22 protein-coding genes, 1 tRNA gene and 3 pseudogenes are annotated in these 25,726 nt (G+C 70.9%); 13 read left to right on the top strand and 13 right to left on the bottom strand.

The window, feature by feature from the left end:
- Positions 1-14: 14 nt before the first annotated feature.
- The gene (locus AB0I77_RS35095; RefSeq protein WP_363286813.1) at positions 15-785 is read right to left on the bottom strand and encodes an ABC transporter ATP-binding protein; all 771 of its coding nucleotides are present in this window, start codon (positions 783-785) and stop codon (positions 15-17) included.
- A 426-nt stretch (positions 786-1,211) separates the two neighbouring features.
- On the opposite strand from AB0I77_RS35095, the gene AB0I77_RS35090 reads away from it, so the two are divergent.
- From AB0I77_RS35090 to AB0I77_RS35080, 3 genes are all read left to right on the top strand, one after another.
- Positions 1,212-1,295: transfer RNA gene (locus AB0I77_RS35090), tRNA-Leu, on the top strand.
- A 251-nt stretch (positions 1,296-1,546) separates the two neighbouring features.
- A complete protein-coding gene (locus tag AB0I77_RS35085; RefSeq protein ID WP_363286811.1) occupies positions 1,547-2,722 on the top strand; it encodes a 4-hydroxybenzoate 3-monooxygenase in 1,176 nt (391 codons plus the stop codon).
- A 145-nt stretch (positions 2,723-2,867) separates the two neighbouring features.
- The gene (locus AB0I77_RS35080) at positions 2,868-3,785 is read left to right on the top strand and encodes a Bax inhibitor-1/YccA family protein (protein ID WP_363286810.1); all 918 of its coding nucleotides are present in this window, start codon (positions 2,868-2,870) and stop codon (positions 3,783-3,785) included.
- 98 nt (positions 3,786-3,883) lie between these two features.
- On the opposite strand, the gene AB0I77_RS35075 is transcribed toward AB0I77_RS35080, so the two are convergent.
- Positions 3,884-4,114: a DUF4287 domain-containing protein gene (locus tag AB0I77_RS35075; RefSeq protein WP_301981605.1), complete on the bottom strand. Its 231-nt coding sequence runs from the start codon at positions 4,112-4,114 to the stop codon at positions 3,884-3,886.
- A 113-nt stretch (positions 4,115-4,227) separates the two neighbouring features.
- Between AB0I77_RS35075 and AB0I77_RS35070 the strand changes: the two genes are divergently transcribed.
- Entirely contained in the window at positions 4,228-4,533 is a 306-nt protein-coding gene (locus AB0I77_RS35070; RefSeq protein WP_363286809.1) for a hypothetical protein, read from the top strand.
- Positions 4,534-4,620: 87 nt separating this feature from the next.
- Here the strand turns inward: AB0I77_RS35070 and AB0I77_RS35065 are convergent, their stop codons facing one another.
- The 3 genes from AB0I77_RS35065 to AB0I77_RS35055 form a co-directional block, all read right to left on the bottom strand.
- Complete coding sequence (locus AB0I77_RS35065) at positions 4,621-5,391, bottom strand: hypothetical protein (protein WP_363286848.1); 771 nt, start codon at positions 5,389-5,391, stop codon at positions 4,621-4,623.
- Positions 5,392-5,675: 284 nt separating this feature from the next.
- A complete protein-coding gene (locus tag AB0I77_RS35060; RefSeq protein WP_363286808.1) occupies positions 5,676-6,896 on the bottom strand; it encodes an acetyl-CoA C-acetyltransferase in 1,221 nt (406 codons plus the stop codon).
- Positions 6,897-7,049: 153 nt separating this feature from the next.
- Complete coding sequence (locus AB0I77_RS35055; protein WP_363286807.1) at positions 7,050-8,084, bottom strand: SGNH/GDSL hydrolase family protein; 1,035 nt, start codon at positions 8,082-8,084, stop codon at positions 7,050-7,052.
- 159 nt (positions 8,085-8,243) lie between these two features.
- Between AB0I77_RS35055 and AB0I77_RS35050 the strand changes: the two genes are divergently transcribed.
- A complete protein-coding gene (locus AB0I77_RS35050; RefSeq protein ID WP_363286806.1) occupies positions 8,244-9,632 on the top strand; it encodes a cystathionine beta-synthase in 1,389 nt (462 codons plus the stop codon).
- A 296-nt stretch (positions 9,633-9,928) separates the two neighbouring features.
- Here the strand turns inward: AB0I77_RS35050 and AB0I77_RS35045 are convergent.
- Positions 9,929-10,171, bottom strand: a pseudogene (locus AB0I77_RS35045) (hypothetical protein); the annotation flags it as partial.
- Between the two features lie 627 nt (positions 10,172-10,798).
- On the opposite strand from AB0I77_RS35045, the gene AB0I77_RS35040 reads away from it, so the two are divergent.
- Positions 10,799-11,467, top strand: coding sequence for a transposase (locus tag AB0I77_RS35040; protein WP_363286805.1), 669 nt, complete (start codon positions 10,799-10,801; stop codon positions 11,465-11,467).
- A 71-nt stretch (positions 11,468-11,538) separates the two neighbouring features.
- Here AB0I77_RS35040 and AB0I77_RS35035 read toward each other — a convergent pair.
- Positions 11,539-12,180 (bottom strand): annotated as a pseudogene (locus AB0I77_RS35035) (helix-turn-helix domain-containing protein); the annotation flags it as partial.
- Positions 12,181-12,209: 29 nt separating this feature from the next.
- Here AB0I77_RS35035 and AB0I77_RS35030 point away from each other — a divergent pair.
- Positions 12,210-12,500, top strand: a pseudogene (locus tag AB0I77_RS35030) (SDR family oxidoreductase); the annotation flags it as partial.
- A gap of 42 nt (positions 12,501-12,542) precedes the next feature.
- On the opposite strand, the gene AB0I77_RS35025 reads toward AB0I77_RS35030, so the two are convergent.
- The 5 genes from AB0I77_RS35025 to AB0I77_RS35005 form a co-directional block, all read right to left on the bottom strand.
- Positions 12,543-12,983: a hypothetical protein gene (locus AB0I77_RS35025; protein WP_363286804.1), complete on the bottom strand. Its 441-nt coding sequence runs from the start codon at positions 12,981-12,983 to the stop codon at positions 12,543-12,545.
- Positions 12,984-13,064: 81 nt separating this feature from the next.
- Positions 13,065-14,000 carry an ABC transporter substrate-binding protein gene (locus tag AB0I77_RS35020; RefSeq protein ID WP_363286803.1) on the bottom strand — a complete coding sequence of 312 codons (936 nt, stop codon included), beginning with the start codon at positions 13,998-14,000 and terminating at the stop codon, positions 13,065-13,067.
- 10 nt (positions 14,001-14,010) lie between these two features.
- Positions 14,011-14,673: an ABC transporter permease gene (locus AB0I77_RS35015; protein ID WP_363286801.1), complete on the bottom strand. Its 663-nt coding sequence runs from the start codon at positions 14,671-14,673 to the stop codon at positions 14,011-14,013.
- Positions 14,673-15,314, bottom strand: coding sequence for an ABC transporter permease (locus AB0I77_RS35010; RefSeq protein WP_363286800.1), 642 nt, complete (start codon positions 15,312-15,314; stop codon positions 14,673-14,675). Before AB0I77_RS35010 ends, AB0I77_RS35015 begins: the two co-directional genes overlap by 1 nt.
- Complete coding sequence (locus AB0I77_RS35005; RefSeq protein ID WP_363286799.1) at positions 15,311-16,366, bottom strand: ATP-binding cassette domain-containing protein; 1,056 nt, start codon at positions 16,364-16,366, stop codon at positions 15,311-15,313. Before AB0I77_RS35005 ends, AB0I77_RS35010 begins: the two co-directional genes overlap by 4 nt.
- Before the next feature lie 142 nt (positions 16,367-16,508).
- Here AB0I77_RS35005 and AB0I77_RS35000 point away from each other — a divergent pair, with 142 nt between their 5' ends.
- From AB0I77_RS35000 to AB0I77_RS34990, 3 genes are all read left to right on the top strand, one after another.
- Complete coding sequence (locus tag AB0I77_RS35000; RefSeq protein WP_363286798.1) at positions 16,509-18,017, top strand: aromatic amino acid ammonia-lyase; 1,509 nt, start codon at positions 16,509-16,511, stop codon at positions 18,015-18,017.
- A 71-nt stretch (positions 18,018-18,088) separates the two neighbouring features.
- Positions 18,089-18,988, top strand: a complete 900-nt coding sequence (locus AB0I77_RS34995) for a MurR/RpiR family transcriptional regulator (protein WP_363286847.1) — start codon at positions 18,089-18,091, stop codon at positions 18,986-18,988.
- Positions 18,989-19,185: 197 nt separating this feature from the next.
- Positions 19,186-19,707 (top strand): hypothetical protein, encoded by a 522-nt coding sequence (locus AB0I77_RS34990; protein WP_363286846.1) that lies wholly within the window; start codon positions 19,186-19,188, stop codon positions 19,705-19,707.
- A 143-nt stretch (positions 19,708-19,850) separates the two neighbouring features.
- Here the strand turns inward: AB0I77_RS34990 and AB0I77_RS34985 are convergent, their stop codons facing one another.
- Positions 19,851-21,299, bottom strand: a complete 1,449-nt coding sequence (locus tag AB0I77_RS34985; protein ID WP_363286797.1) for a diaminopimelate decarboxylase — start codon at positions 21,297-21,299, stop codon at positions 19,851-19,853.
- Positions 21,300-21,429: 130 nt separating this feature from the next.
- Between AB0I77_RS34985 and hutU the strand changes: the two genes are divergently transcribed.
- From hutU to AB0I77_RS34970, 3 genes are read left to right on the top strand one after another with little or no spacing between them, the layout of a single operon-like run.
- Positions 21,430-23,148: a urocanate hydratase gene (gene hutU / locus AB0I77_RS34980; RefSeq protein ID WP_363286796.1), complete on the top strand. Its 1,719-nt coding sequence runs from the start codon at positions 21,430-21,432 to the stop codon at positions 23,146-23,148.
- Positions 23,145-24,362, top strand: coding sequence for an allantoate amidohydrolase (locus AB0I77_RS34975; protein WP_363286795.1), 1,218 nt, complete (start codon positions 23,145-23,147; stop codon positions 24,360-24,362). The genes hutU and AB0I77_RS34975 overlap by 4 nt, the downstream gene beginning before the upstream one ends.
- Entirely contained in the window at positions 24,359-25,708 is a 1,350-nt protein-coding gene (locus AB0I77_RS34970) for a formimidoylglutamate deiminase (RefSeq protein WP_363286794.1), read from the top strand. The genes AB0I77_RS34975 and AB0I77_RS34970 overlap by 4 nt, the downstream gene beginning before the upstream one ends.
- Positions 25,709-25,726 lie beyond the last annotated feature (18 nt).

Below are 25,726 nucleotides of genomic sequence, written 5' to 3'. Positions count from 1 at the left end.
AGGTTGAGTGAGCGTCAGCTCGTGCGGCCCTTGCTGTCGAACTGCTTCATTCGATCCAGGACCGAGTCGGCCGTCGGCCCGTACACCTCGTCCACGATCCGACCGTCCGCCAGGAACACCACCCGGTCCGCGTACGCCGCCGCCACCGGATCATGGGTCACCATCACCACCGTCTGCCCCAGCTCCCGTACGGAGTTGCGCAGGAAGCCGAGGATCTCGGCGCCCGAGCGGGAGTCGAGGTTTCCGGTCGGCTCGTCGCCGAAGACGATGTCGGGCCGGGAGGCCAGGGCGCGGGCGACGGCGACGCGCTGCTGCTGGCCGCCGGACAGCTGGGAGGGGCGGTGGCTGAGGCGGTCGGCCAGGCCCACCATCCGGATCACCGACTCCAGCCACTGCTTGTCCGGCTTGCGGCCCGCGATGTCCATCGGGAGCGTGATGTTCTCCAGGGCGTTCAGTGTCGGCAGTAGGTTGAAGGCCTGGAAGATGAAGCCGATCTTGTCCCGGCGCAGCTTGGTCAGCTGCTTGTCCTTCAGGGACCCCAGCTCGGTGTCGCCGATGCGCACGGAACCCGACGAGAAGGTGTCCAGGCCCGCCACGCAGTGCATCAGCGTGGACTTTCCGGATCCGGAGGGGCCCATGATCGCGGTGAACTCGGCCTGCCGGAAGTCGACGGAGACCTGGTCGAGGGCGACCACCTGGGTCTCGCCCTGTCCGTAGATCTTGGAGAGATCCGTGGCACGCGCGGCCACTTTGGTGGCCCGGCCGGCGATGGATGCGGTGGTCACGAGAAGGCACTCCTGTCGGGACGACGGTTGTGGGGACGTGTTCCATCGTGGTCGCCGATGAGGGCCGTGTAGTCACCCGCTGTTCTGGTTCCGAAGGCAGACTCGAGTCGCACCACACGCCGTCGTGTCATACCTGGGGATGACGGGTACCCCTGACAGCGGTCCCCGGCAGCCGTCCTGACGGCCCCTCCGCGGGAGCGCTTACGTCAAGAACAGGTGGAGCCCCCTCGTTTGGGCGGTGAAATTCCGTCATTCCGCATGCGGGGCCGGGGTCGGCGCGTAAGGCTATTGGCAAGTGCGGATGGCCTGTTCCGTGGGCTGATGCTCCCTCAGACGTCAATAAAATAAGACAACATCGGTCCACCCGTCCGTAGTTCGAGGGATGCACCCCGATAGGCTCGGCACCTCGATGCGGAGCCATGGCCTGCCCGGATGGTGGAATGCAGACACGGCGAGCTTAAACCTCGCTGCCCCTTCGCGGGCGTGCCGGTTCAAGTCCGGCTCCGGGCACTCACAACGCCTCTTCGAGCCGCTGCTCGCGGCTCGGTTGCCTGCATCCTCCATTGAAGACTTCACCGAACGACCGTTGGGACGGGCGTTGACACCGCGTGGTCGCGGACGCAGACTCATGCCCTGAAGCGAGTGAACTTAATTTCACCAGACGAACCTGCGACCATGAGTGGCGAGTGAACAGTGGTCAGTGGCCAGTGAACAGTGGTCAGTGGCGAGTGGTCAGTGAAGTCCACCGAAGGGAACGACCGATGCGCACCACCGTCGGCATCATCGGAGCCGGCCCCGCCGGGCTCCTCCTGGCCCGGCTGCTCCACAACGCGGGCATCGCCTCGGTCGTCCTGGAAAGCCGCGACCGGGCCTACGTCGAGCACCGGCAGCGGGCCGGAATCCTGGAGCAGGGGACGGTGGACGTGCTGCGCGCGGCCGGCGCCGGGGAGCGCATGGACCGCGAGGGGCTGCGCCACGACGGCATCGAGCTGCGGTTCGCCAGGCAGCGCCACCGCGTCGACTTCCCGGCCCTCACCGGCGGCCGGTCGGTGAGGGTCTACGCCCAGACGGAGGTGTGCAAGGACCTCATCGCCCTCCAGCTCAAGGAGGGCGGCCCGCTGCTGTTCGAGGCGGAGGCGCTGGCCGTCGAGGACGCCGCCACCGACCGCCCGCGCGTCCGCTTCCGCCACGAGGGCCGCGAGGACGTCCTGGAGTGCGACTACGTCGTCGGCTGCGACGGCTTCTGGGGCGTGGCCCGGACGGCGGTCCCCGCCTCGGTGTCCCAGACCTTCGAACGGACGTACCCCTTCGGCTGGCTCGGCATCCTCGCCGACGTGCCGCCCTCGCACGACGAGCTGGTCTACGCCCGCCACGACCGTGGCTTCGCCCTGCTGTCCATGCGCTCCCCGTCCGTCTCCCGCCTCTACCTCCAGGTGCCGGAGGGCACGGACGAGCAGGCGTGGAGCGACGAGGCGATCTGGTCGGAGCTGGAGCGCCGCTTCGAGACCGCCGACGACTGGAGCCTGGAGCGCGGCCCCATCACCCAGAAGTCGGTCACCCCGATGCGCTCCTACGTCCACGAGCCCATGCGGCACGGCCGCCTCTTCCTCGCCGGGGACGCGGCCCACATCGTGCCGCCCACGGGAGCCAAGGGGCTCAACCTGGCCGTCGGGGACGTCGTGACCTTCGCGAGGGCACTGACGTACGAGAAGGAGAGCGGTTCCGCCCAGTTGCTCGACGCCTACTCGCAGACCTGCCTGCGCCGCGTCTGGCAGGCCGAGCGGTTCTCCTACGACATGACGACCCTCCTGCACCGGGCCCCCGACGCGCCCCCCTTCGAGGACCGCCTCCAGCTGGCCCGGCTGGAGCGGCTCGCCTCCTCCCGGGCCGCCGAGACCGACCTGGCTGAGGGGTACACGGGGTTTCCGTTCGGGTGAGGCCGCCGTGGCTGGGAATCAAAGGGCCGCGTAGCGTGTTGCGCACCACGACGAGGGAAAGATCCTCCCCAAGCAGTAGGGTCAATCCTTTGCCTACCTATTACTCTTGAGCCAAGGCCTACGCAGACGGCCATGGAGGAGTGAAATGAGGAGCAGCAACCCGGTCTTCTCGCGACGGGGGTTCAGCCGCGACAACGGCTACGCGGGCTTCAACACCGCGCCGCAGGCCGGGGGCGCAGCTGTGGGAACGCAGCAGGCCAACCCGTACGCGCAGGGCAACCCGTATGCCCAGCCGCAGGCCGGCAACCCGTACGCGCAGAACCCCTACGCGCAGCAGGACCTCCAGCAGGGCGCCCCGCCGCAGGCCCCGGCCACCACCGGCCGGATGACCATCGACGACGTCGTCCTGCGCACCGGCACCACCCTCGGCGTCCTGGTCGTCACGGCCGCGCTCGCCTGGGCACTGCTGCCCATCGACGACGCGAACATCGGCCGGTCGTACGGCATCGGCATCGGCGCCGCGCTGATCGGCATGGTCCTGGCGTTCGTCCAGTCCTTCAAGCGCAAGGCATCGCCCGCGCTGATCCTGACGTACGCCGCGTTCGAGGGCGTCTTCCTCGGTGTCCTGTCCAACATCGTCGACAACCGGATCGCCGACGGCGCTGCCATGCAGGCGGTGATCGGCACCATGGCCGTCTTCGCCGGTGTGCTGGTGGCGTACAAGGCAGGCTGGATCCGCGTCAACCGCCGGTTCTACGGCTTCGTGATGGCGGCCGCGCTCGGCTTCATCATGCTGATGATGGTGAACCTGCTGTTCGCGGTGTTCGGCGGCGGTGACGGCCTCGGCTTCCGCAGCGGCCCGATGGGCGTCGTCTTCGGCGTCATCGGCATCCTGCTCGGCGCGGCCTTCCTGGCCCTCGACTTCAAGCAGGTCGAGGACGGCATCGCGTACGGCGCACCGCGCGAGGAGGCGTGGCTGGCGGCCTTCGGCCTGACGCTGACCCTGGTGTGGATCTACATGGAGTTCCTGAGGATCATCGCGATCCTCAACAGCAGCGACTGACGCTGACGCGCATCGCGTGTGAAACGCGTGCGTGAGAAGGGCCCCGGGTTCCGACCCGGGGCCCTTCTGCGTCTCTTCGTCGTCGAGACAGTGCGCGCCTAGAAGAACTTGCGCGCGGCCCTCCTCAGGTCGTACTCGTGAATGATCGCCTTCGCGTGGCCGTACGCGAGGTTGTGTTCGTGGCGGAGCCAGCTGACCTTCTCCTCGAAGCGGAAGAGGGCTGGGCCTTCGTCGACGGTACGCAGCCAGTCGGACACTTCACGACCGGTGCAGTGGGGGATGCGGGCGAGCAGGTTGCGATGGGTCTCCTCGGAGAGGACGTGGGACATCGGCGCCTCCGGACGCAAAGGGGATGTAAGCCGGTCCTTCAGGTCACCGTGCCTGAGCGTTCGCCTGTTGGCAACAGTCGCGGAGAGACGCGTACGCCGCGTACGCTCGCGGCGTGGTGGATACGACGCGTCTGACCCGAGCGGTGGATCACTTTGCGGATCGGCTTCGGGCTGCTCCGCAGAGTCGGTTGCAAAGGGGGGCTGCGGCGGAAGCGCTGGGTCTGGCGAGGGAGTTGGCGCGTCGGGCTCAGGTGCTGGAAGGGGTTGAGCCTCGGGTGATGCCTGATGCGGGGATGTTTGCTGCGGCGGATCAGATCACCGTTGCTGTGCATGATTTGGCGCTCGTTCTTGAGAGCGAGGCTGAGGTTGACGATGCGGTGCGGTTGGTGGGGGATGCGCAGAAGCAGGCGGGGGTCTGAGGTGCGTTGGCGGGTGCGGGTCCGTTGTGGCTGGGCGCGCAGTTCCCCGCGCCCCTGGCGGCGTCGATCCTCCCCGGCGTTTTCAGGTCAGAGGGACGCTATGACCCTGTCCGCCAGGATGTAGACGTTCTCCTCGCCGCAGGCGAAGGTCAGGGTGTATGCGCCCGAGATGCCCGAGCCGCCCAGCAGGATCGGAGTCTTGCCCGTTCGCAGTGCCGCTGCCAGGCGTTCCGCTGTTTCGCGGTGGCCCGGGGTCATGCACAGGGTGGTGCCGTCGGCGAAGACGTAGACGTCGAGGGTGCCGAGGGGGCCGGGGCGGACGTCGGTGAGCGCGACCTGGGTGGCGGCCAGCTCCTCGAGTGTGGCCACCGTGCGCTCGTGGTCGTTCGCGACCGGTGACGGGAGCGGAACGAAGTCCGGGTGGGAGGGGTGGCGGCGGCGGGCCGCGGCCAGTTCCGGGGAGTCCGCAGCGAACTCGTCGGCGTCCGCGCCGGGCTCGGCCACCGGCTCCAGGCCCACGAAATCGGCCTGGCGGGGCAGGAAGAGCTCGCTGTCCGGCAGGCCGAGCAGCGAGGGCGCGTCAGAGGCGTCACGGGACTCCTGGGCGGCCCAGAACGCCCGCGCCTCGGCGAGCTCACGCTCGCGTTCCTCGGCGAGTGCCTCGGCCACGGCTGCCCGTATCGCGTCGACATCGGAGGAGCGGCGGGCGCTGGGCACGCGAGACCGCGCGGCGGCGTTGCCCTTGGCGAGCTCGGTGTGCAGTGCGGCGACCTGCCGGCGCAGCACCATGAGGATGCGCAGGACGGCGACGCCCACGGCGCCCGTGGCGGCCGTGGTGACCAACAAGGCGATCGGCATGGCGCTCACTGACGTACTCCCGGTTTCAAAGTCGACCCCCGACTTCCTACATCAGCTTGAAGGGCGGACTATCCAGCTGTCAGTGCGTAACGTCACGAAACGGACAGGATTGTGGGCCCGAAGTTTGCTGCCTTAGTGGGTCTGACCTGCGCACCTCCCCCCTTCGAGGGAGATAGGTCACATCCTGGGGGAGATTGGATCACAAATCGGCCCAGAACCCTGGTGATTACTGGGTTCCGGGCCGAAGTATCACGCGGTGTTTCCGCGTGGTTACGAGGAGTTGGTCAGCTCAGGCGCTCGATGACCATCGCCATGCCCTGGCCGCCGCCGACGCACATCGTCTCCAGGCCGAACTGCTTGTCGTGGAACTGGAGGGAGTTGATGAGCGTGCCGGTGATGCGGGCGCCGGTCATGCCGAAGGGGTGGCCAACGGCGATGGCGCCGCCGTTGACGTTCAGCCGGTCGAGGTCGATGCCGAGCTCGCGGTAGGAGGGGATCACCTGGGCGGCGAACGCCTCGTTGATCTCGACCAGGTCGATGTCGTCGATGCCCAGGCCGGCCCGGCGCAGCGCCTGCCGGCTCGCCTCGACCGGGCCGAGACCCATGATCTCGGGGGAGAGGGCGGAGACGCCGGTGGAGACGATGCGGGCGAGGGGCGTGAGGCCGAGCTCGGCGGCCTTCGTGTCGGACATGATCACGACCGCGGCGGCGCCGTCGTTCAGCGGGCAGCAATTGCCGGCCGTGACGAGCCCGTCCGGGCGGAAGACCGGCTTGAGGCCCTGGACGCCCTCCATGGTGACGCCGGCGCGGGGGCCGTCGTCCTTGCCGACGACCGTGCCGTCCGGGGTCGTGACCGGGGTGATCTCGCGCTCCCAGAAGCCGTTCTTGATGGCTTCCTCGGCGAGGTTCTGGGAGCGGACGCCGAACTCGTCCATGTCCTGGCGGGTGATGCCCTTCGCGCGGGCGAGGTTCTCGGCGGTCTGGCCCATCGCGATGTACGGGTCGGGGACGAGGCCGTCCTCGCGCGGGTCGTGCCAGCTGGAGCCCTCGCTCTGGGCCACGGCGACGGTGCGGGCCTCGGCGTCGGCGAAGAGGGGGTTGTGCGTGTCCGGGAGGCCGTCGGAGCTGCCCTTGCCGAAACGGGACACCATCTCGACGCCGGCCGAGATGAAGACGTCGCCCTCGCCGGCCTTGATGGCGTGCAGGGCCATGCGGGAGGTCTGGAGGGAGGAGCTGCAGTAGCGGGTGATGGTGCAGCCGGGGAGGTGGTCCATCCCCATCTGTACGGCGACGACGCGGCCGAGGTTGTGGCCCTGCTCGCCGCCGGGCAGGCCGCAGCCGAGCATCAGGTCGTCGATGTCCTGGGGGTCGAGCTCCGGGACCTTGGCGAGCGCCGCCTGGATGATCGTGGCGGTCAGATCGTCCGGGCGCAGGTCTTTGAGGGAGCCCTTGCCGGCGCGGCCGATGGGGGAGCGGGCGGTCGAGACGATCACGGCTTCGGGCATGACGACTCCATTGGCGTACGGGTGTGTACAGGGCCTTTGTTGTGCAGGGCTCTTTGGGAAGTTACCCGTACGTATGGTCTCGGTCACGTGTATGGCGGTGTGACCCTGACCGCAGTTTTCTAAGCGCTTGCTTTTCTCTGTGTCGGCCGCTGCTCAGGGACTCTGCGTGACAGGGGCCGGCTCCGACACCGGCACCCTGCGACGCCGGCGCCGCTTGAGCAAGGCCCACGGACCCTTCGGACCCCTGGGCCCCGTCGGCATCGCGGCCGTGACCTCCGTGCCGGCCTCCGACGCCGCCTCCGCCGCAGCTCGGGCCACCGGCAGGAAGCCCTCGCGGCGGGAGACGTCCGGGCGCTCCTCCTCCGCCGGCCACAGGCCCAGCGCGGCACACACCGTCGGCAGTACCGCCATCGCCGCCGTCGCGTAGCCCTCCGCCGAGGGGTGGTAGTTGTCCGGGCCGAACAGCTCCCGGGGGTTCGCCGCGAACTCCGGGCCCAGCAGGTCGCCCAGCGACACCGTCCGGCCGCCCTGCTCGACGGCCCCGATCGTCTGCGCGGCCGCCAGCTGCCGCGAGGCACGGCGGGCCAGCCAGCGCAGGGGCTGCTGTACCGGTTCGATCGTGCCGAGGTCGGGACAGGTGCCGACGACGACCTCCGCACCCGCCGTACGCAGACGTCGTACCGCCGCCGACAGATGACGTACCGAACGGGTCGGCGGCATCCGGTGGGTCACGTCGTTCGCGCCGATCATGATCACGCAGATGTCGGGGACCCGGGCCGGGTCCGCCAGGGTCAGGGCCACCTGCCGGTCCAGGTCGTCGGACTGGGCCCCGGGGAGGGCGACGTTACGGAGTTCCACCGGGCGTTCCGCCACCGCCGCCAGGCCCGATGCCAGTAACGCGCCCGGTGTCTGGCCGGCCCGGTGGACGCCCTGGCCGGCGGCGGTGGAGTCGCCCAGGACGGTGAGGCGCAGGGGTGGTTCGTGGGGAGTGGTGTAGGTGTGGCCGTACCGGCCCTCGGCGTGCGGGACATGCGGTGTTGTCCCGTTGCCCACCTGGCGCTTGGCCAGCTGCACCTCGGCCAGCAGCAGACCGACGGCCGCCGCGCTCACCAGACCGACCCCGCCACCGCCGTACGCGGCGCCGGCCGCGATCCGCCTGGCCACCCTCGCCCTCGACATCCTCGTCATGCGTCGCCGTCACCTCCTCGAAGCCCTACATCCACTCCTTGCCCCATACAGACCGTCGCCCAATCCCAACGGGGAGTGAACGACCGTCATGGGTCTCAGAGAGGCCATAGGCTGGCGGAACCATCACGACCACTTCTTTTGCGGCATCCGGAGACAACGGTGCAATTCCACGACTCGATGATCAGTCTCGTCGGCAACACCCCGCTGGTGAGGCTCAACAGCGTGACCAAGGGCATCAGGGCCACCGTCCTGGCCAAGGTGGAGTACTTCAACCCGGGCGGTTCCGTGAAGGACCGCATCGCCCTGCGCATGATCGAGGCGGCCGAGGAGAGCGGGGCGCTACAGCCGGGGGGCACGATCGTCGAGCCGACCAGCGGCAACACCGGCGTCGGGCTGGCGATCGTGGCTCAGCAGAAGGGGTACAAGTGCATCTTCGTGTGCCCCGACAAGGTGAGCACCGACAAGATCAATGTGCTGCGGGCGTACGGGGCCGAGGTGGTCGTCTGCCCCACCGCCGTCGACCCCGAGCACCCCGACTCCTACTACAACGTCTCCGACCGGCTGGTGCGCGAGACGCCCGGGGCCTGGAAGCCCGACCAGTACTCCAACCCGAACAACCCGCTCTCCCACTACCACTCGACCGGGCCTGAGTTGTGGGAGCAGACGGAGGGGAAGATCACCCACTTCGTGACGGGCGTGGGGACCGGCGGCACCATCTCCGGGACCGGCCGGTACCTGAAGGACGCCAGCGACGGCAGGGTGCGGGTGATCGGCGCCGACCCCGAGGGCTCCGTCTACTCCGGCGGCTCCGGGCGGCCGTATCTCGTCGAGGGGGTCGGCGAGGACTTCTGGCCGACCGCCTACGACCGGACCGTCGCCGACGAGATCGTGGCGGTGTCCGACAAGGACTCCTTCCAGATGACCCGCCGGCTGGCCAAGGAGGAGGGGCTGCTGGTGGGCGGCTCCTGCGGCATGGCCGTCGTCGCGGCGCTGAAGGTCGCCGAGCGGCTTGGGCCCGATGACGTCGTGGTCGTCCTCCTTCCCGACAGCGGGCGCGGCTACCTCAGCAAGATCTTCAACGACGAGTGGATGGCCGACTACGGCTTCCTGGAGGACGAGGGCCCCAGCGCCCGCGTCGCCGACGTCCTCGACGACAAGGTGCACGGCGCCATGCCCTCCCTCGTCCACATGCACCCGGACGAGACCGTCGGCGAGGCCATCGAGGTGCTGCGCGAGTACGGCGTCTCGCAGATGCCGATCGTCAAGCCGGGCGCCGGTCACCCGGACGTGATGGCCGCCGAGGTCGTCGGATCCGTGGTCGAACGCGAACTGCTCAACGCCCTCTTCGCGCAGCGGGCCTCGCTCGACGACCCGCTGGAGAAGCACATGTCGCCGCCCCTGCCGCAGGTCGGCTCCGGCGAGCCGGTCGGGGACCTGATGACCGTGCTGGGCGCGGCGGACGCGGCGATCGTCCTCGTCGAGGGGAAGCCGACCGGTGTCATCAGCCGGCAGGATCTGCTGGCTTTCCTTGCCAAGGGCGGGAAGTAGCGCCGAACGTGCGGTGAACGGCCCGTGGCCACGGTGAACTTGCGGTCACTCGCCGAGGTCGGCGACTTCGCAGAAGTGGTACGAGCGCGTCACGTCCACGCAGCACACGCTTAACACGGGTCCGGCACATTAGTGGTTGTCGGCAGGGCGGGAGCGGCTCCCCGCCCCAGCCGACGCCGAACGGCGCCAAGGACCTCCGGAGCGGCTCCCGGACCTCCATGGACGCCACGGACGCGTAAGCCCGGCCCTGACCCGGCCCGCGTCCTTCGCGGGGACCGCCGTCGTCCCGCCCCCCTTTACCGGGGGTGCGGCGGTCCCCGCGAATAACCTTTTCCCGGGTTTTTCCGGGGGTCCTCCGGGGTTCTTCTCCAGCCCACCGAGGCCCAACTTCCCAGCAGTGCGAGCCGCTCCGCCGTCTCCGAGCCCGGCTCCGGCGTATAGACCACGATCGTGTGCTCCGGTTCCGCCGGGACCGCCAGCGTCTCGTACGGCAGGGTCAGCAGGCCCGCCATCGGGTGCCGGACGCGCTTCACCTGATTCTTGCGAGGATGCCCCGGCGTTCACGCCGGGGAGGAATCGCCTCTCGAGCCGGTGACGCGGAGCGTCACCGCGTCCCATGGCCGGGCACGGAGTGCCCGCATTGCTGTCCGGCGGAGCCGGGGAATTCGCACGCGCGTGCTGGATGGTCGCGGGGGTGGGTGAATGTGTGCGAAGTCCGCCCGGGTGTGCGATGCGCTGCCTACGTTTGGGGCCGTGAAGCTGGTCGTGCAAATGAAGCTGTTGCCGTCGCCGGAGCAGGCGGCGGCGCTGGAGGCGACCCTGCGCGCCTGCAACCGGGCCGCCGATCACGCCTCCCGGACTGCCTACGCGACGGGCGTGAAGGACCGCAACGGCCTGCAGAAACTGGTCTACGCGGACATCAAGGCCACGTTCGGGCTGTCGGCACAGCCCGCGGTGCGGGTGGTGAAGAAGGTCGTGGACGCTTACTACGCGCTCGCGGCGAGCCTGAAGCCGGGCGGCTGGGCGGTCCGGGGTCGAGGCGGTACCGCAAGGCCGTCGGCTCGCCAGTCACCTTCCGGCTCGACGCGGCGCAGCCGTTCGACGACCGGTGCCTGTCCTGGCAGACGGACGCGCGCACGGTGTCGATCTGGACGGTGGAGGGGCGGATGCGTGGCATCCGCTACACCGGCTCGCCGGACCAGCTCAAGACGCTGGCCGGGTACCGCAAGGGCGAGTCCGACCTGGTCCAGCGGGACGGGAAGTGGTTCTTGATCGCGACCTGCGACATTCCCGATCCCGAGGTGTACGAGCCGGCCGACTGGATCGGTGTGGACCGCGGCGTCGTCAACCTCGCCACCACCAGCGACGGCACCAACTACCAGGGCCGTCGGCTGAACCGTTACCGGCGCTGGCAGGCCCGCAAACGCGCCGAACTCCAGGCAAAGCAGAGCCGTTCGGCCACCCGTCGCCTGGCCCGCCGGGCGAAGAGGGAGCAGCGTCATGCCACCCACGTGAACCACCGGATCAGCAAGGAGATTGTGTCCGTCGCGCAACGCACCGGTCGCGGGGTCGCCGTCGAGCAGCTCGACGGGATCCGGGAGCGGGTACGGCTTCGTCGCGACCAGCGGGGCACCTTGTCTTCCTGGCCGTTCCACCAGCTCGCTCTCGACTGCGCTCGAGCGGGAGGGACCCCCACGGCCTGCCGACCACGTCGCCGGGGTCAACGTGCGCAACCGTGCGCGCTCGGCGTGGGTGTTCGTCACCGCACCCGTCCCCGCATCAGCCTGAACAGGCCGGAACGTGGGGAGATGCGACCCGTGACCGTCCTGTCGTAGGGGGCAGTCGGGAGCGCGACAAGGTGTGAACGACCGAGTACACGAGCTCGGCCGTTCACGGCCGAGAAGGTGACGCCGTACATGCACGCCTTGACCTCGTGGTCGGCCCACAGGCGGCGGAAATCCTCGCTCTTGACGGAGAGTTCGCCGACAAGGTCGCACAGCTCACGGTCGTCGGGGTGGGAGCCCGCGTTCAGGCGCAGATGGGACGCGGTCTGGGCGGCCACCGCGGCCCAGTCGGGGTACAGGTCGCGGGCGCTCGGGCGAGGAAGACCTGCCGGGGGACGTTGCACTCGTCGGCCGGCAGCCGGCTGAAGCCGCCCACCGCGTCGCCGAGGGCGTTCCAGGCGAGGACGTCCATGCGGCGGCCCAGTACGAAGGCCGGAGTGCGGTCCATGCTGTCCAGCAGCAGCTGGACGCCGGGGCGGACGCGGGCCGCGGCCGGGCGGCGCGCGGCCTTTGTGCCGGGCCGGGCCACCGTGCGCAGGTACGTGTGCTCCGTCTCGTCCAGCCGCAGCACCCGCGCGATCGCGTCCAGTACGGCGTCCGAGACTCCCCAGACTTCGTCCGGAGGGGCCCCCAGGCCCGCGTCCCTGTTCCAGGCGGATGTTGTAGTCGACGCTCACCCCGGCCAGCTGCGCCACTTCCTCGCGGCGCAGTCCGGGCACGCGGCGCCGCCTGTATGAGGCCAGCCCCACCTCCGCCGGCTGGATGCGAGCGCGGCGCGAGCGCAGAAAGTCTCTACGCGGTCTACGGGGCCACCAAGGCCGCGGTCACCCATCTCTCCGCCTTGCTGCGCATCGAGTTCGGGCCGCGTGACGTCCGGGTCACCAACGTCGAGCCGGGGCTGACGGAGAGCGAGCTGAAGTCGCACATCGACAACCGCGAGCTGTCCGGGCAGCTGGACGGGATGTTCGACGCGCTGGGCGGGCTGGCGTCCGAGGAGGTCGCCGATGTCGTGGCGTATGTGGCGAGCCGGCCGCGGCGGGTGAATCTGCGGCAGATCGTCGTGCTGCCCACGCGGCAGGCGTGAGGACCGGGCCAGGGCTGCGGGAGCGTGCTCGTCCGTGGGCGGTCAGTCCTCCCAGTCGCTGTCCCGGGAGGACTTGCCGTGGCGCCGGCCCTGGAAGAGGCCCGGGTTGGTGCGGACGGCCTGCACGACGTTGACGCCGACGATGCCGGCCCAGGTGACCAGCAGGCCCGACAGGTCGGCGACGCCGGCGCCGATCCCGGACAGCGGGATCGCCAGGACCAGCGAGACGATGCCGAAGCCGTAGCGCTCGCCGAAGGAGTCGGTGGTCTTCGGCGACCGGGAGCCCCGGGCCGCGACCATCTGCTGCTCGGCGAGCTGCCGCCGCAACCGGCGCTCGACGGCGCCGTCTATGCGCTGGTCGACCTTCTCCAGGAACGAGTCGACCAGCGCGGACTCGTACTCCTCACCCAGTTCCCTGCGGGCCTGCAGGGTGGCGTCGAGTTCCTTCTTGATCTCGGTGTCCCGCGCGTCCATTCCGGTCATGGAAACCACGGTAGGCAGCGGGAAAGCCCGCCGCACTGGGGTTAGCCCCCCTGTTGGGCTGAGGTCTGCACGGCCTGCGGGCTACTTCGCCAGCCCATGCTGCTTCGCATACGCGTTCGCCACGTCCTCCGGGTCCTTCTTGTCCTTGTCGACCTGGCGGTTGAGCTCGGTGAGCTGGGCGGTGGTGAGGACGTTGCCGAGTTCGGCGAGGGCCTTGCGGACCGTGGAGTCGGCCTTGCGGTCGGCGATGAGGGGGACGACGTGCTGGCCGGGGATCAGGTTCTTCGGGTCCGTCAGCACCACCCAGTCGTTGGCCTGGATGTCGGTGTCGGTGGTGAAGAGGTTCGCCACGTCCACGTCGCCCTTCTTCAGGGCGCCCTTGACCAGCGGCCCGGAGGAGTCCAGCGACTTGAACTCCTTGAACTCGACGCCGTACACGTCCTTGAGGCCCACCACGCCCACCTGACGTGTCTTCACCTCGGCCGCGGCGCCGAGGACCAGCTTGCCGTTCTGCTTCTTCAGGTCGGCGAGAGAGGTCAGGCCGTACTTCTTGGCGGTCTCCTGGGTGACCACGAAGGCGTCCGAGTCCTCGGCCATGCCGTACGGCAGGACCTGGAGGCCGGCGGGGAGCGCGATGGCGAGGGCGTTCTGCATCTGGCCCTCCTCCGTCGCCGTCGCCTTCGGGGCGAGGTAGTGCAGGAGGGCGCCCTGGTACTCGGGCAGGAGGTCGATGTCGCCGCCCTTGAGGGCGGGGATGAGGATCTCGCGGGTGCCGAGGTTGGGGCGGACGGTGGTCTTCACGCCGGCCGCCTGCAACACGGCGGCGTACAGGTATCCGAGCACCTGGTTCTCGGTGAAGTTGGCGGTGCCGATGGTGACGCCGCCCTTGCTGGAGCCGCCGCCGGAGGTGGTGGAGCCCTGGTTGTCGAGGGAGGTGACGCCGCTGGAGCAGGCGGAGAGGGCGGGTACGGCGACGGCCGTGCCGGCGAGTGCGCCGAGGAGAGTACGACGGTTCATTCGGGGGTCCCTAGGCGGTGCGGTGGCGGAAGAGGAAGCGCTGGAGGCCGGCGAGGGCGCCGTCCAGGACTACGGCGACCGCGGCGACCAGCACCGCACCGCCGAGCACCTGCACGAGGTCGCGCTGGGCGAGGCCGTCGAAGACGTAGCGGCCCAGGCCGCCGAAGGAGACGTACGCGGCGATCGTGGCCGTGGCCACCACCTGGATCAGCGCGAGACGCAGGCCCGTCATGATCAGGGGGAGCGCGAGGGGGAGTTCTACCTGGAAGAGGACCTGGTGGCCGCGCATGCCCTGGCCGCGTGCCGCGTCCTTCACGTCCGGGTCGACGGCCGTCATGCCCGCGTAGGTGTTGGTGACGATCGCCGGGACCGCGAGGGCCACCAGGGAGACGTACACCGGAGTCATGGACAGGCCGCTGGCCAGGAAGACCAGGACGACGAGGCCGACGGTCGGCAGGGCGCGGCCGAAGGAGGCGAGGTTGATCGCGAGGAACGCGCCCTTGCCGGTGTGGCCGATCAGCAGGCCCAGCGGGAGGCCGATGACGGTCGCGATGAGCGTGGCAAGCAGCGAGTACTGGAGGTGTTCGGCCAGGCGGTGCGCGATGCCGTCCGAGCCGGCCCACTGGGCGCCGCTGGTCAGCCAGCTGCCGAGGTTCTTGAAGAGTTCGTACATCAGGCTCGCCGCCTCTTCCACGGGGTGAGGACGTACTGGACGGCGACCAGGAGCGCGTCCGCGACCACGGCGAGGAGGAGCGTGAGCACCACTCCCACGATCACCGGGGTGGGGAAGTTGCGCTGGAAGCCGTCGGTGAAGAGCTGGCCCAGGCCGCCGTCGCCGATGTAGGTGGCCACGGAGACGAGGGAGATCGACATGACCGTCGCGATCCGGACGCCCGCCATGATCACGGGGAGCGCGAGCGGGAACTCGACGGTGAGAAGCGTGCGCAGGGGGCGCGTGCCCATCGCCTTCGCGGCCTCCTTGGTCTTCACGGGGACCGAGTCGAGGCCCTCGACCGTGTTCCGCAGCAGGACGACCAGGGTGTAGATCGTCAGGCCGATGACGGTCGTGGTGCGGGTCAGGCCGCTGACCGGCAGCAGGAGCACGAAGATCGCGATCGACGGGATCGTGAACAGGACGTTCGAGGCGCCGAGCAGGAAGCCGCGCAGGGGGCGCACCCGGTGGGCGATCACCGCGAGCGGGAGCGAGATCAGCAGGCCGAAGAAGACGGCGGTCAGGGCGGCTTGGAGGTGGGAGATCGTGAGGGTGGTGAGGTCGTCGGTGTGGCCGGATATCCACGACCAGTCGATGGTCATGCGGCCACACCCGTCTCCGGGGTCTCCGCACGGGCTTCCGCGTGGGCCTGGCCCGCATGCGCGTGGATGTCGTCGCGGGAGGAGACGCCGGTGAGCGCTCCGGCCGCGTCGACCCGGGCGATCAGCCCGTTGGGCGAGGCGACGGATTCGTTGAGCGCCGCGAGCAGCGAGTCGTCGTCCCCCAGCGGTCGTACGGGTATCTCGGCGTCCTTCGACGCCCAGTGCAGCGGCTTGTTCGCCTCGTCGAGGACGAGGGCCCAGGGGCCGCCCTCGGGGGCCGGGCCCTGGGGGACGTCGGAGAGGGTCTTCAGCGACAGCAGTTTCAGGCCACGCTCGGCGCCGAGGAAGTCGGCGACGAAGTCGTCGGCCGGGCGGGCCAGCAGCTCGGTGGGCGTGGCGCACTGCACCAGGTGGCCGCCGGTGCGGAAGATCGCGATCTGGTCGCCGAGCCGGACCGCCTCGTCGACGTCGTGCGTGACGAAGACGATGGTCTTGTTCAGCTCCTGCTGGAGGCGGACCAGTTCGTCCTGGAGCTGGGTGCGCACCACCGGGTCGACCGCGCCGAACGGCTCGTCCATGAGGAGGACCGGCGGGTCGGCGGCGAGCGCGCGGGCGACGCCGACGCGCTGCTGCTGGCCGCCGGAGAGCTGGTGCGGGTAGCGGCGGCCGGACTCGGCGGTGAGGCCGACGGTCTCGAGGAGCTCCGCCGCACGGGCCCGTGCCTTGCGGCGGCCGTGGCCGAGCAGCAGCGGGACGGTGGCGATGTTGTCCAGCACCGTGCGGTGCGGGAAGAGGCCCGACTGCTGGATGACGTACCCGATGGATCGGCGCAGGTCAGCGGCGTCCTGCTGGGTGACGTCCTTCCCGGCGACCCGGATGGTGCCCGAGGTCGGTTCGACCATCCGGTTGATCATCCGCAGGGTGGTCGTCTTGCCGCAACCGGAGGATCCGACGAGGACGGTCACGCCGCCTTCCGGCATCTGGAGGCTGAGGTCGTGGACTGCTGTCGTGCCGTTGGGGAAGCGCTTGTGGACCGCGTCGAACTGGATCATGAGTTGTCCCTTGCCCGGGCTGCATAACGTCATGCAGAGTTCTCGGTAGGTGAATAGGTTGTCAACGCCTCGGTGTTAATCCGAGGTAACGGATGACCGGCAAGCAAGATCAGGTGTCCGGGTCGAGGAGGGTTTGGGCTTGATGTCGTCTCGTATCGTGGACGCCCCGTGGACTGCGGGCTCTGCTCTTGTCGTCCTCGACGGGGCCGCCCTCGGCGTCGCGGACGTCGTGCGCCTCGCCGACGGCGCCGCGCGGCCGGTCCCCGGGAGCGAGGCGACGCGGCGCGTCGAGGAGTCCTGGGACGCCGCCCGCCAGATCGCCGCGACCGGCCGCGTCTACGGCCGCTCCACCGGCGTCGGCGCCAACCGGAACGAGGACGTGCCCACCGAGGCGGCCGCCGAGCACGGCCTGCGCCTGCTGCGCAGCCACGCGGGCGCCATCGGCGAGGAGCTGCCCGCCCGGCAGGTGCGGGCCATGCTCGCCGTCCGGGCCAACCAGCTCCTGGCGGGCGGGGCGGGCCTGAGGCCCACCGTCGTCACGGCCCTGTGCGAGGCGCTGGAGAGCGGCGCGTACCCGGCCGTGAACGAGTTCGGGTCCGTGGGGACCGGCGACATCGCCGCCCTCGCCCAGGCCGGTCTCGCGCTCGCCGGGGAGCACCCCTGGCGGGGCACCGGCGCCCCCGAGCCCCAACCCCTCGACAACAACGACGCGCTGGCCTTCATCAGCAGCAACGCCCTCACCCTCGGCCAGTCCGCCCTCGCCCTGCACGAACTGCGCGGGCTCCTGGAGGCCACCCAGATCGTCGGCGCCCTCTCCCTGCTCGCCGTCGACGGCTCCCACGAGGCGTACGCCGCCCCCGTGCACGCCGCCCGCCCGCACCGCGGCTCCAGCGAAGTCGCGCGCCGGATGCGGGAGTTGATCGGTGCCGCCGACCGGCCGACCCCGCCGCTCGGCCGCATCCAGGACCCGTACGGCTTCCGCTGCCTGCCCCAGATCCACGGCCCGGCGCACGACGCGGCCGACGCCCTGGAAGGGGTCCTGGAGATAGAGATCAACGCGGCGGCGGAGAACCCGCTGATCTGCGCCGAGGACCTGGCCGCCTACCACCACGGCGGCTTCTACCAGGCCCAACTCGCCCTCGCCCTGGACCACTTCCGGCTGGCCATGACCCAGGTCGCCCGCCTGTCGACGTCCCGGCTGTCCTCCCTGAACGAGCCCGGGTTCACCAGGCTGCGGCCCTTCCTCGCCGACCAGGAGGCCGCCTCCTCCGGCGTGATGATCCTGGAGTACGCCGCCGGAGCCGCCCTCGGCGACCTGCGGGCCTTCTCGGCGCCCGCCTCGCTCGGCCACGCTGTACTCTCCCGAGGCGTCGAGGAACAGGCCAGCTTCGCCTCGCTCGCCGCACGTCAGACACTGCGGGTGTGCGGCGCGTACCGTCTCGTCATCGGCTGCGAACTCGTCGCCGCCGTACGGGCGCTGCGCCAGCGCGACCACAAGCCCGACCCGGAGCTCGGGGTGGGCCGCGCGCTGGAGCTCGCCGAGTCGGTACTCGACGAGGACCCGGCCGACCGGCCGCTCACGGACGACGTGACGACGGCGGCCCGACTGCTGGACCGGTTCACGGACATCTGGAGGGGGAGCGAGTCATGAGCGCGGACGTGGTGGACAGGGACGCGGACGGGGGCGTGGGTGTGGGTGTGGGTGCGGACGGGGGCGCGGGTATGGCTGAGGGCGTGCGTCCGGGGCCGGGGGTGGGTCCGGGTGGTCCGGGTGTGGGTCCGGGTGTGGCGGACAGTCCCGCAGGGCGGTTGCAGGCGCTGTTCGAGGGGCACCGGCTGACGCCGACCCAGCGGCGCATCGCGCACAGCATGGTGCGGCGGGCCGCCGACGTGCCGTTCCTGTCCAGCGTGGAGCTTGCCGAACTGGCCGGGGTCAGCCAGCCCTCCGTCACCCGCTTCGCCGTCGCTCTCGGCTTCGACGGCTACCCGGCCCTGCGCAAGCACCTGCGCGAGGTCGCGCCCCTCGAATCGTCGGCGGACTCGGCGTCGTACAACGAGTACCAGCAGGCCGTCGAGGCCGAGATCGAGAACCTGCGGCACCTGGCCGAGGTGCTGGCCGACCCGCGGCCGGTGCAGCGGGCGGGACGGCTGCTCGCGGCCTCCCGGCCGCTCCCCGTCCTCGGGCTGCGGGCGGCGGCCTCGCAGGCGTACGGCTTCGCGTACTTCGCCGCCAAGGTCCATCCCGACGTACGGCTGCTCCACGAGGGCGGCACGATGATCCACGACCGGATCGACGCCGCCGTGCACGCCGGCGCCTCGACGCTGCTGTGCTTCGCCCTGCCCCGGCACCCGCGCGAGGTCGTGGACACCCTCGCCTATGCGAAGGAGGCGGGGCTGACCGTGGTCACGGTCGCCGACTCGGCCTTCGCGCCGGTCGCCAAGGTGTCCGACCTGCTGCTTCCGGCGGCCGTCGGCACCGGGCTCGCCTTCGACACCGCCTGCGCGCCGATGCTGCTCGGCCGGGTCCTGCTGGAGGCGATGTGCGACGACCTGCCTCAGGCGCAGGCCCGGCTGGAGGAGTTCGACGCGCGCGCGGCGGCGCGGGGGCTGTTCGTGGAGTGACCGCGGTGTTCGTCGCGTGACGGCGGATTTGGCGTGCTCTCAGACTCGTCTCACGTTCCCTCGCTAATCTTCTTGGCCAGGAAATCGGCCAGGAAAGCTGTGCCGGAGCGACGAGGAGGCGGAACGTGACACGCGGAGATCGCAGAGCTCATGGCCTGGCTCGGGTGGCCGTCGTCGTACGGGCCGGAGCCGCGCCGATGTGGTGGCTCGGGGTGGTCGCGGCGGGTGTCGGCGTACTGGTGCCGGGCATCACGGGGCGGCGGATCGGGGTGATGGCCGGGGCGGTGCTGTTCATCGTCGCCGCGGCGGTGGTGGCGGGTCTGCACCGCAAGCGGTATGCCGCCCTGTCCCACGGCGCCGCCCGCGCGGCCAAGCACGACGTGCTCCAGGACCGTGCCGTGAGCGTGCGCAACTGGCGCCGGGGACACCGCTGGTGGCTGCTGCTCGCCTGGGTGGCCGCGCTGGGCAGCTCGTTCGCCGTGCCCGCCGCGGGCGGCATGCTGCTCGCCGGATGCGGCACCGGGCTGCGCCTGAAGGCCGCCTGGCTCGGCCGGCGCGAGCGGGCCGAGGAGGCGCTGCTGTGGGTGCGGGTGGACTGGCTCGCGGCGAACGGCGGCCGGCCGGCGGGGAAGGCCGTGAAGGCGTACCGGAGCACGGGCATCGCGGCGGGGGACGCGGCCCCGGGCGGGGCACGGCGGAAGACGGCGGCGTTGGTTTAGCCAGGATGGCCCTGCTGTTCTGATGCGGCAGGGACTGCTACGCCCTGGAGGGGCGCGGGGCTGTGACACTGTGCGGCTTCGCCGCGCGGGCGCGACCGGCCGGAGCGCACCCGGGTCTACGACCGGCCGGAGCGCACCGCGGTCTACGAATTGCTCGAGCCTTCACGGCGCGTAGCCGTCGGCAGTCCCGCGAGGGCGGACACTTGGGCACCTCCCGACTCCGCCACGATCTCCTCGACCGTCTGCGCCTCCCGTACGGTCGCGAAGGCGACGCCTCCAGCCCCGTCCGGTGCGAACCCGTAAATGGCCGGACGGGCCAGGGAGTTGTACGCGTAGTGGTGCGCGAAGTAGTACGCGCCCGTGTCCAGCGCCGCCGCGTAGTCGCCCTGCGCGAGGAGCGGCAGCGCCCGCCCCACGGCCAGCAGGTCGCCCGCGAAACACGCCGGACCGGCGATGTCCTGGACCACCTCGGGTCCCTCCTTCGGCCGCCCCTTGCCGTCGTACGCGGCGATCCTCAGCGGCCAGGCCCCCGGCACGTACACCGTCCGCGTCGCGACCTGCACGCCCGCGTGCGTGACCGCGACCGGCCTTCCGCCGGCGCTCTTGGCGTACTCGACCCGCGCCACCACCGTGCCGTGCTTGGCCAGCAGCGACCGCCCGAACTCGGTCACCAGCCCGTACCGCCCGTCGAACAGCCCCGGAACCTCCTCGCTCAGCACCCGCGCGTACTCCGCGTACGTCGGTGTCGTCGCCTCCGAGGCGAAGTTCACCGGCAGGCCGCCGCCGATGTCGATCGTGTCGATCTGCGGCCGCCCGATGCGCTCGTTGATCTCCTCCGCGAGCCCGTACGTCTCAGCCACCCCCTGCGCCATCAGCGACAGCGGGACGCCCTGCGACCCGGTGTGCGCGTGCAGCCGGGTCAGCCAGGGGCGCTCGGCGTACGCCCGGACCACCCACTCGCGCGCGCCCTCGTCCCGCAGCGCCACCCCGAACTTCGAGGTCGCCGTGGCGGTGGACAGGGCCTCGATGGATCCGGCCCCCACCTGCGGGTTCACCCGGATTCCGATGGGGGAGCGGCTGACCGCGGACCGCATCAGGCCGTCGATCCGGTCCAGCTCCTGCGGATTGTCCGCGTTGACGGCGATTCCGAGCGCCAGCGCCTCCCGCAGCTCGGCCGGCGTCTTGGCGGGCGAGTCGAGCACCGTCTGGGCCGGCGGCAGCCCCGCCGCCCGCGCCAGCGCCAGCTCGCCGGGGCTCGCCACCTCCGCGCCGATGCCCTCGTCCCGCAGCAGCCGCAGCACCGGCACGAGCGGGGTCGCCTTCACCGCGAAGGCGTGCAGCACGGGGGTGCCGGGCGCGGTGACCGCGTCGAAGGCCGCCCGCAGGGCCGCCGCGGACTCCCGGATGCCAGTGACGTCGAGAAGGCCCACGATGGGGGAGCCCGGGTCGAGCAGCCCCTGCTCCACCGCGGCCCGCACCGCCTCGTCCCGGCGGGTGGCCCGCTCGCCGTTGCCTTGGCTCAGGGCACCCGCGCTGCCGTTGTCCTTGCCCGTGTCCACAACATCCCCCGTCCTGTCGTTTTCTGCGCCCATGGGTCCAGCGAAACATCCCTGCCCCATCAACCCTGACGCCTGAACGTATTGACTAGTTCTATTCAGGAAGCCAGGATGTGAATAACGGCAGTAAACAATCCACTGGGAGCAATCCGCTAGGAGGCAGACCATGTCAGGACCCCTCCCACCCGTCTCCCGCCACCACCCTCAAACGAGGCCCTACGGGCCGCCCCATGGTTCTGTACGTGCGCCGCGCGGTACGGAACTGAGCGCCCTGGGATGGCAGCAGGAAGCCGCTCTGCGGATGCTGCAGAACAACCTCGACCCGGAGGTCGCCGAGCACCCCGACAAGCTCGTCGTCTACGGCGGCACCGGCAAGGCGGCCCGTGACTGGCGCTCCTTCGACGCCATGGTCCGCACGCTGCGGACCCTCAAGCAGGACGAGACCATGCTCGTCCAGTCGGGCCGCCCCGTCGGCGTCATGCAGACCCACGAGTGGGCTCCGCGCGTCCTCATCGCCAACTCGAACCTGGTGGGGGACTGGGCGAACTGGGAGGAGTTCCGCCGCCTGGAGGCGCTCGGCCTGACCATGTACGGCCAGATGACCGCCGGCTCCTGGATCTACATCGGCACCCAGGGCATCCTCCAGGGCACCTACGAGACCTTCGCCGCCGTCGCCGCGAAGAAGTTCGACGGCACCCTCGCCGGCACGATCACCCTGACCGCCGGCCTCGGCGGCATGGGCGGCGCCCAGCCCCTCGCCGTCACCATGAACGACGGCGTCGCGATCTGCGTCGACTGCGACCCCCGCGCCATCGAGCGCCGCATCGAGCACCGGTACCTCGATGTGAAGGCCGACTCCCTGGAGCACGCCCTCCAGCTCGCCGTCGAGGCCCGCGACGCCCGCCGCCCGCTCTCCATCGGCCTGCTCGGCAACGCGGCCGAACTGCTCCCGCGCATGCTCGCCGAGGGCGCCCCCATCGACATCGTCACCGACCAGACCTCGGCCCACGACCCGCTCGCCTACCTGCCGGTGGGCGTCGAATTCGACGACATGGCCTCGGCCGCGGCCAAGGACCCGGCCGGCTTCACCACCCGGGCGCGGGAGTCGATGGCCCGGCACGTCGAGGCGATGGTCGGCTTCATGGACGCCGGCGCCGAGGTCTTCGACTACGGCAACTCGATCCGCGGCGAGGCCCAACTCGCCGGGTACGACCGGGCATTCGCCTTCCCCGGCTTCGTCCCCGCCTACATCCGCCCGCTGTTCTGCGAGGGCAAGGGCCCCTTCCGCTGGGCGGCGCTGTCGGGTGAGGCCTCCGACATCGCGAAGACCGACAAGGCGATCCTCGAGCTCTTCCCCGAGAACGAGTCCCTCGCCCGCTGGATCAAGCTGGCCGGCGAGCGCGTCCACTTCCAGGGCCTGCCCGCCCGTATCTGCTGGCTCGGCTACGGCGAGCGCGACAAGGCCGGCGAGCGGTTCAACGACATGGTGGCCTCCGGCGAGTTGGCGGCCCCGCTGGCCATCGGGCGCGACCACCTCGACGCCGGGTCGGTGGCATCGCCGTACCGCGAGACGGAGGCCATGCTCGACGGCTCGGACGCGATCGCGGACTGGCCGCTGCTGAACGCCATGGTGAACGTGGCGTCCGGTGCGTCCTGGGTGTCCATCCACCACGGCGGCGGCGTCGGCATGGGCCGGTCGATCCACGCCGGGCAGGTGACGGTGGCCGACGGCACGAAGCTGGGCGGGGAGAAGATCCGCCGCGTGCTGACCAACGACCCCGGTATGGGTGTCATCCGGCATGTCGACGCCGGGTACGACATCGCGGAGTCGGCGGCCGAGGAGCGGGGTGTGCGGGTTCCTATGCGCGAAGGTGACGACGCGTGACCTTCCTCAGCATGTGGGCGGAGCTGCTGCCGATCGGCCGCAGCCCCGTCTCCGGCGGCTACCGCCGCTTTGCCTGGACCGGTGCCGACGCCGAATGCCGGGCCTGGTTCAAGGCGCAGGCCGAGGCGCGGGGGCTGACGTACGAGCTGGACCGGAACGGGAACCAGTGGGCCTGGCTCGGGGATCCCGCTGCCGGGGACGCCGTCGTCACCGGGTCGCATCTCGACTCCGTGCCCGATGGCGGGGCCTTCGACGGGCCCCTCGGCGTCGTGTCCTCCTTCGCCGCCCTCGACGAACTCCGCGCGCGCCAGGTCACGTTCACCAAGCCCCTCGCCATCGTCAACTTCGGCGATGAAGAGGGCGCCCGGTTCGGGCTCGCCTGTGTCGGGTCGCGGCTTGCCGCCGGGCAGCTCACCGTCGAGCAGGCGCATCGGCTGACCGACGGGGATGGGGTGACCCTGCCGCACGCCATGGAAGCCGCCGGGTACGACCCCGAGACCATCGGCCCGGACCCGGAACGGCTCGACCGCATCGGCGCCTTCGTCGAACTGCACGTCGAGCAGGGGCGGGCGCTCGACCTCAGCGGCCACCAGGTCGGCATCGCCAGTGCCATCTGGCCGCACGGGCGGTGGCGGTTCGACTTCCGGGGCGAGGCCAACCACGCCGGGACCACCCGGCTGGTCGACCGGCGCGACCCCATGCTGTCGTACGCCGAGACCGTGCTCGCCGCTCGCCGCGAGGCTCAACTGGCCGGCGCCGTCGCCACCTTCGGCAAGATCGTCGTCGAGCCGAACGGCGTCAACGCCATCCCGTCCCTGGTGCGCGGCTGGCTCGACTCCCGTGCCGCCGATCAGGCGAGCCTCGACACGGTCGTGGGCGGGGTCGAGAAGGCCGCCCGCGAGTACGCCGCCGCACACGGGGTCGACCTCGACGTGGTCCGGGAGTCCTTCACGCCCGTCGTCGAGTTCGACCACGCCCTGCGGGACGAACTCGCCCGGATTCTCGGCCAGGAGACGGATCTCAAGGTGCCCGTCCTGGGTACCGGTGCCGGACACGATGCCGGGATTCTCTCCGGGAGGATCCCGACCGCCATGCTGTTCGTGCGCAACCCCACCGGCGTCTCGCACTCCCCGGCCGAGTACGCCGCCGAGGACGACTGCGTGGCCGGGGTGACCGCACTCGCCGACGTACTGGAAGGGCTGGCCTGCACGTGACGTCAACGGAGCGGACTCGTACGTACTGGCTGGAGCACGCCTGGCTCGACACCCACGTCGAGCCGGGGGTGCTGCTGGAGGTGGCGGACGGCCGTGTCGCGGCCGTGAGGACGCAGACGCCCGCTCCGCCGCCCGGAGCGGAGGTGCTGCGCGGACTGACCCTCCCCGGTCTGGCGAACGCCCACTCGCACGCCTTCCACCGCGCCCTGCGCGGCACCGTCCAGGTCGGCTCCGGAACCTTCTGGACCTGGCGCGAGGTCATGTACTCCGTCGCCGACCGGCTGACCCCGGAGACCTACCACGCGCTCGCCCGCGCGGTGTACGCGGAGATGGCCCTGGCCGGCATCACGTCCGTCGGCGAGTTCCACTACGTGCACCACACCCCGGGCGGCACCCCGTACGCCGACCCCAACGCGATGGGCGAGGCGCTCATCGACGCCGCCGCCGAAGCCGGTATCCGCATCACCCTCCTCGACACCGCCTACCTTTCCTCCGGCTTCGGACAGCCGCCCACCACCCACCAGCTCCGCTTCTCCGACGGGGACGCGGACGCCTGGGCCGCTCGCTGTTCAGTTCTCAAGGATCGGGATCACGCACGGATCGGGGCCGCCGTCCACTCCGTACGGGCCGTGCCCGCACGGGAGTTGGCGACGGTGACGCGGTGGGCCGAGGAGCGGCGGGCCCCGCTCCATGTGCACCTGTCCGAGCAGACCGCCGAGAACGACGCCTGCCGGGAGGCGTACGGCCGCACGCCGACCCAACTCCTCGCCGAGCACGGGGTGCTGGGCCCGCGCACCACCGGAATCCACAACACGCACCTCACGGACGAGGACATCGCCCTGATCGGCGGCAGCGGCACGGGCACCTGTATGTGCCCCACCACCGAACGCGACCTGGCCGACGGCATCGGACCGGCGGCGGCGCTCCAGGGCCAGGGCTCCCCGCTCTCCCTCGGCTCCGACAGCCACGCCGTCATCGACCTGCTCGAAGAGGCACGCGCGATGGAGCTCAACGAGCGCCTGCGCACCCGCACCCGGGGCCACTGGACGGCCGCCGCCCTGCTGAGGGCCGCCTCCGCCGACGGGCACGCGGCCCTCGGCTGGGACGAGGCGGGCACCATCGAGACCGGCGCGCTCGCCGACCTCACCACGATCGCCCTCGACTCCGTCAGGACAGCGGGGCCGCTGCCCAGGCTCGGCGCCGAGACGGCCGTATTCGCGGCGACCGCGGCGGACGTACGGCACACGATCGTGGGCGGGCGGCACGTCGTACGCGACGGGGCGCACACGCTCGTACCGGATGTGCCGCAGGCCCTCGCTCAGGCTGTCGAAGCCCTGCGGTCCTGAATCCCACCGCCGCCCAAG

Origin of the sequence: Streptomyces sp. NPDC050619 (assembly GCF_040654815.1) — a bacterium.
Lineage (GTDB): Bacteria > Actinomycetota > Actinomycetes > Streptomycetales > Streptomycetaceae > Streptomyces.
This window is presented reverse-complemented; position numbering and strand designations above follow the sequence as displayed.

Bases quoted from the DNA above. Each gene is read 5' to 3' on its own strand.
- AB0I77_RS35015 (WP_363286801.1), bottom strand. From the start codon at position 14,673: ATGTACGAACTCTTCAAGAACCTCGGCAGCTGGCTGACCAGCGGCGCC.
- AB0I77_RS35075 (WP_301981605.1), bottom strand. From the start codon at position 4,114: ATGTCCCACGTCCTCTCCGAGGAGACCCATCGCAACCTGCTCGCCCGC.
- AB0I77_RS34995 (WP_363286847.1), top strand. From the start codon at position 18,089: ATGGCTGAGGGCGTGCGTCCGGGGCCGGGGGTGGGTCCGGGTGGTCCG.
- AB0I77_RS35055 (WP_363286807.1), bottom strand. From the start codon at position 8,084: ATGACGAGGATGTCGAGGGCGAGGGTGGCCAGGCGGATCGCGGCCGGC.
- AB0I77_RS35010 (WP_363286800.1), bottom strand. From the start codon at position 15,314: ATGACCATCGACTGGTCGTGGATATCCGGCCACACCGACGACCTCACC.
- AB0I77_RS35065 (WP_363286848.1), bottom strand. From the start codon at position 5,391: ATGCCGATCGCCTTGTTGGTCACCACGGCCGCCACGGGCGCCGTGGGC.
- AB0I77_RS35020 (WP_363286803.1), bottom strand. From the start codon at position 14,000: ATGAACCGTCGTACTCTCCTCGGCGCACTCGCCGGCACGGCCGTCGCC.
- AB0I77_RS35000 (WP_363286798.1), top strand. From the start codon at position 16,509: ATGTCGTCTCGTATCGTGGACGCCCCGTGGACTGCGGGCTCTGCTCTT.
- AB0I77_RS35040 (WP_363286805.1), top strand. From the start codon at position 10,799: ATGCGTGGCATCCGCTACACCGGCTCGCCGGACCAGCTCAAGACGCTG.
- AB0I77_RS35060 (WP_363286808.1), bottom strand. From the start codon at position 6,896: ATGCCCGAAGCCGTGATCGTCTCGACCGCCCGCTCCCCCATCGGCCGC.
- AB0I77_RS35085 (WP_363286811.1), top strand. From the start codon at position 1,547: ATGCGCACCACCGTCGGCATCATCGGAGCCGGCCCCGCCGGGCTCCTC.
- AB0I77_RS35025 (WP_363286804.1), bottom strand. From the start codon at position 12,983: ATGACCGGAATGGACGCGCGGGACACCGAGATCAAGAAGGAACTCGAC.
- AB0I77_RS34985 (WP_363286797.1), bottom strand. From the start codon at position 21,299: ATGGGCGCAGAAAACGACAGGACGGGGGATGTTGTGGACACGGGCAAG.
- hutU (WP_363286796.1), top strand. From the start codon at position 21,430: ATGTCAGGACCCCTCCCACCCGTCTCCCGCCACCACCCTCAAACGAGG.
- AB0I77_RS34990 (WP_363286846.1), top strand. From the start codon at position 19,186: ATGTGGTGGCTCGGGGTGGTCGCGGCGGGTGTCGGCGTACTGGTGCCG.
- AB0I77_RS35080 (WP_363286810.1), top strand. From the start codon at position 2,868: ATGAGGAGCAGCAACCCGGTCTTCTCGCGACGGGGGTTCAGCCGCGAC.
- AB0I77_RS35005 (WP_363286799.1), bottom strand. From the start codon at position 16,366: ATGATCCAGTTCGACGCGGTCCACAAGCGCTTCCCCAACGGCACGACA.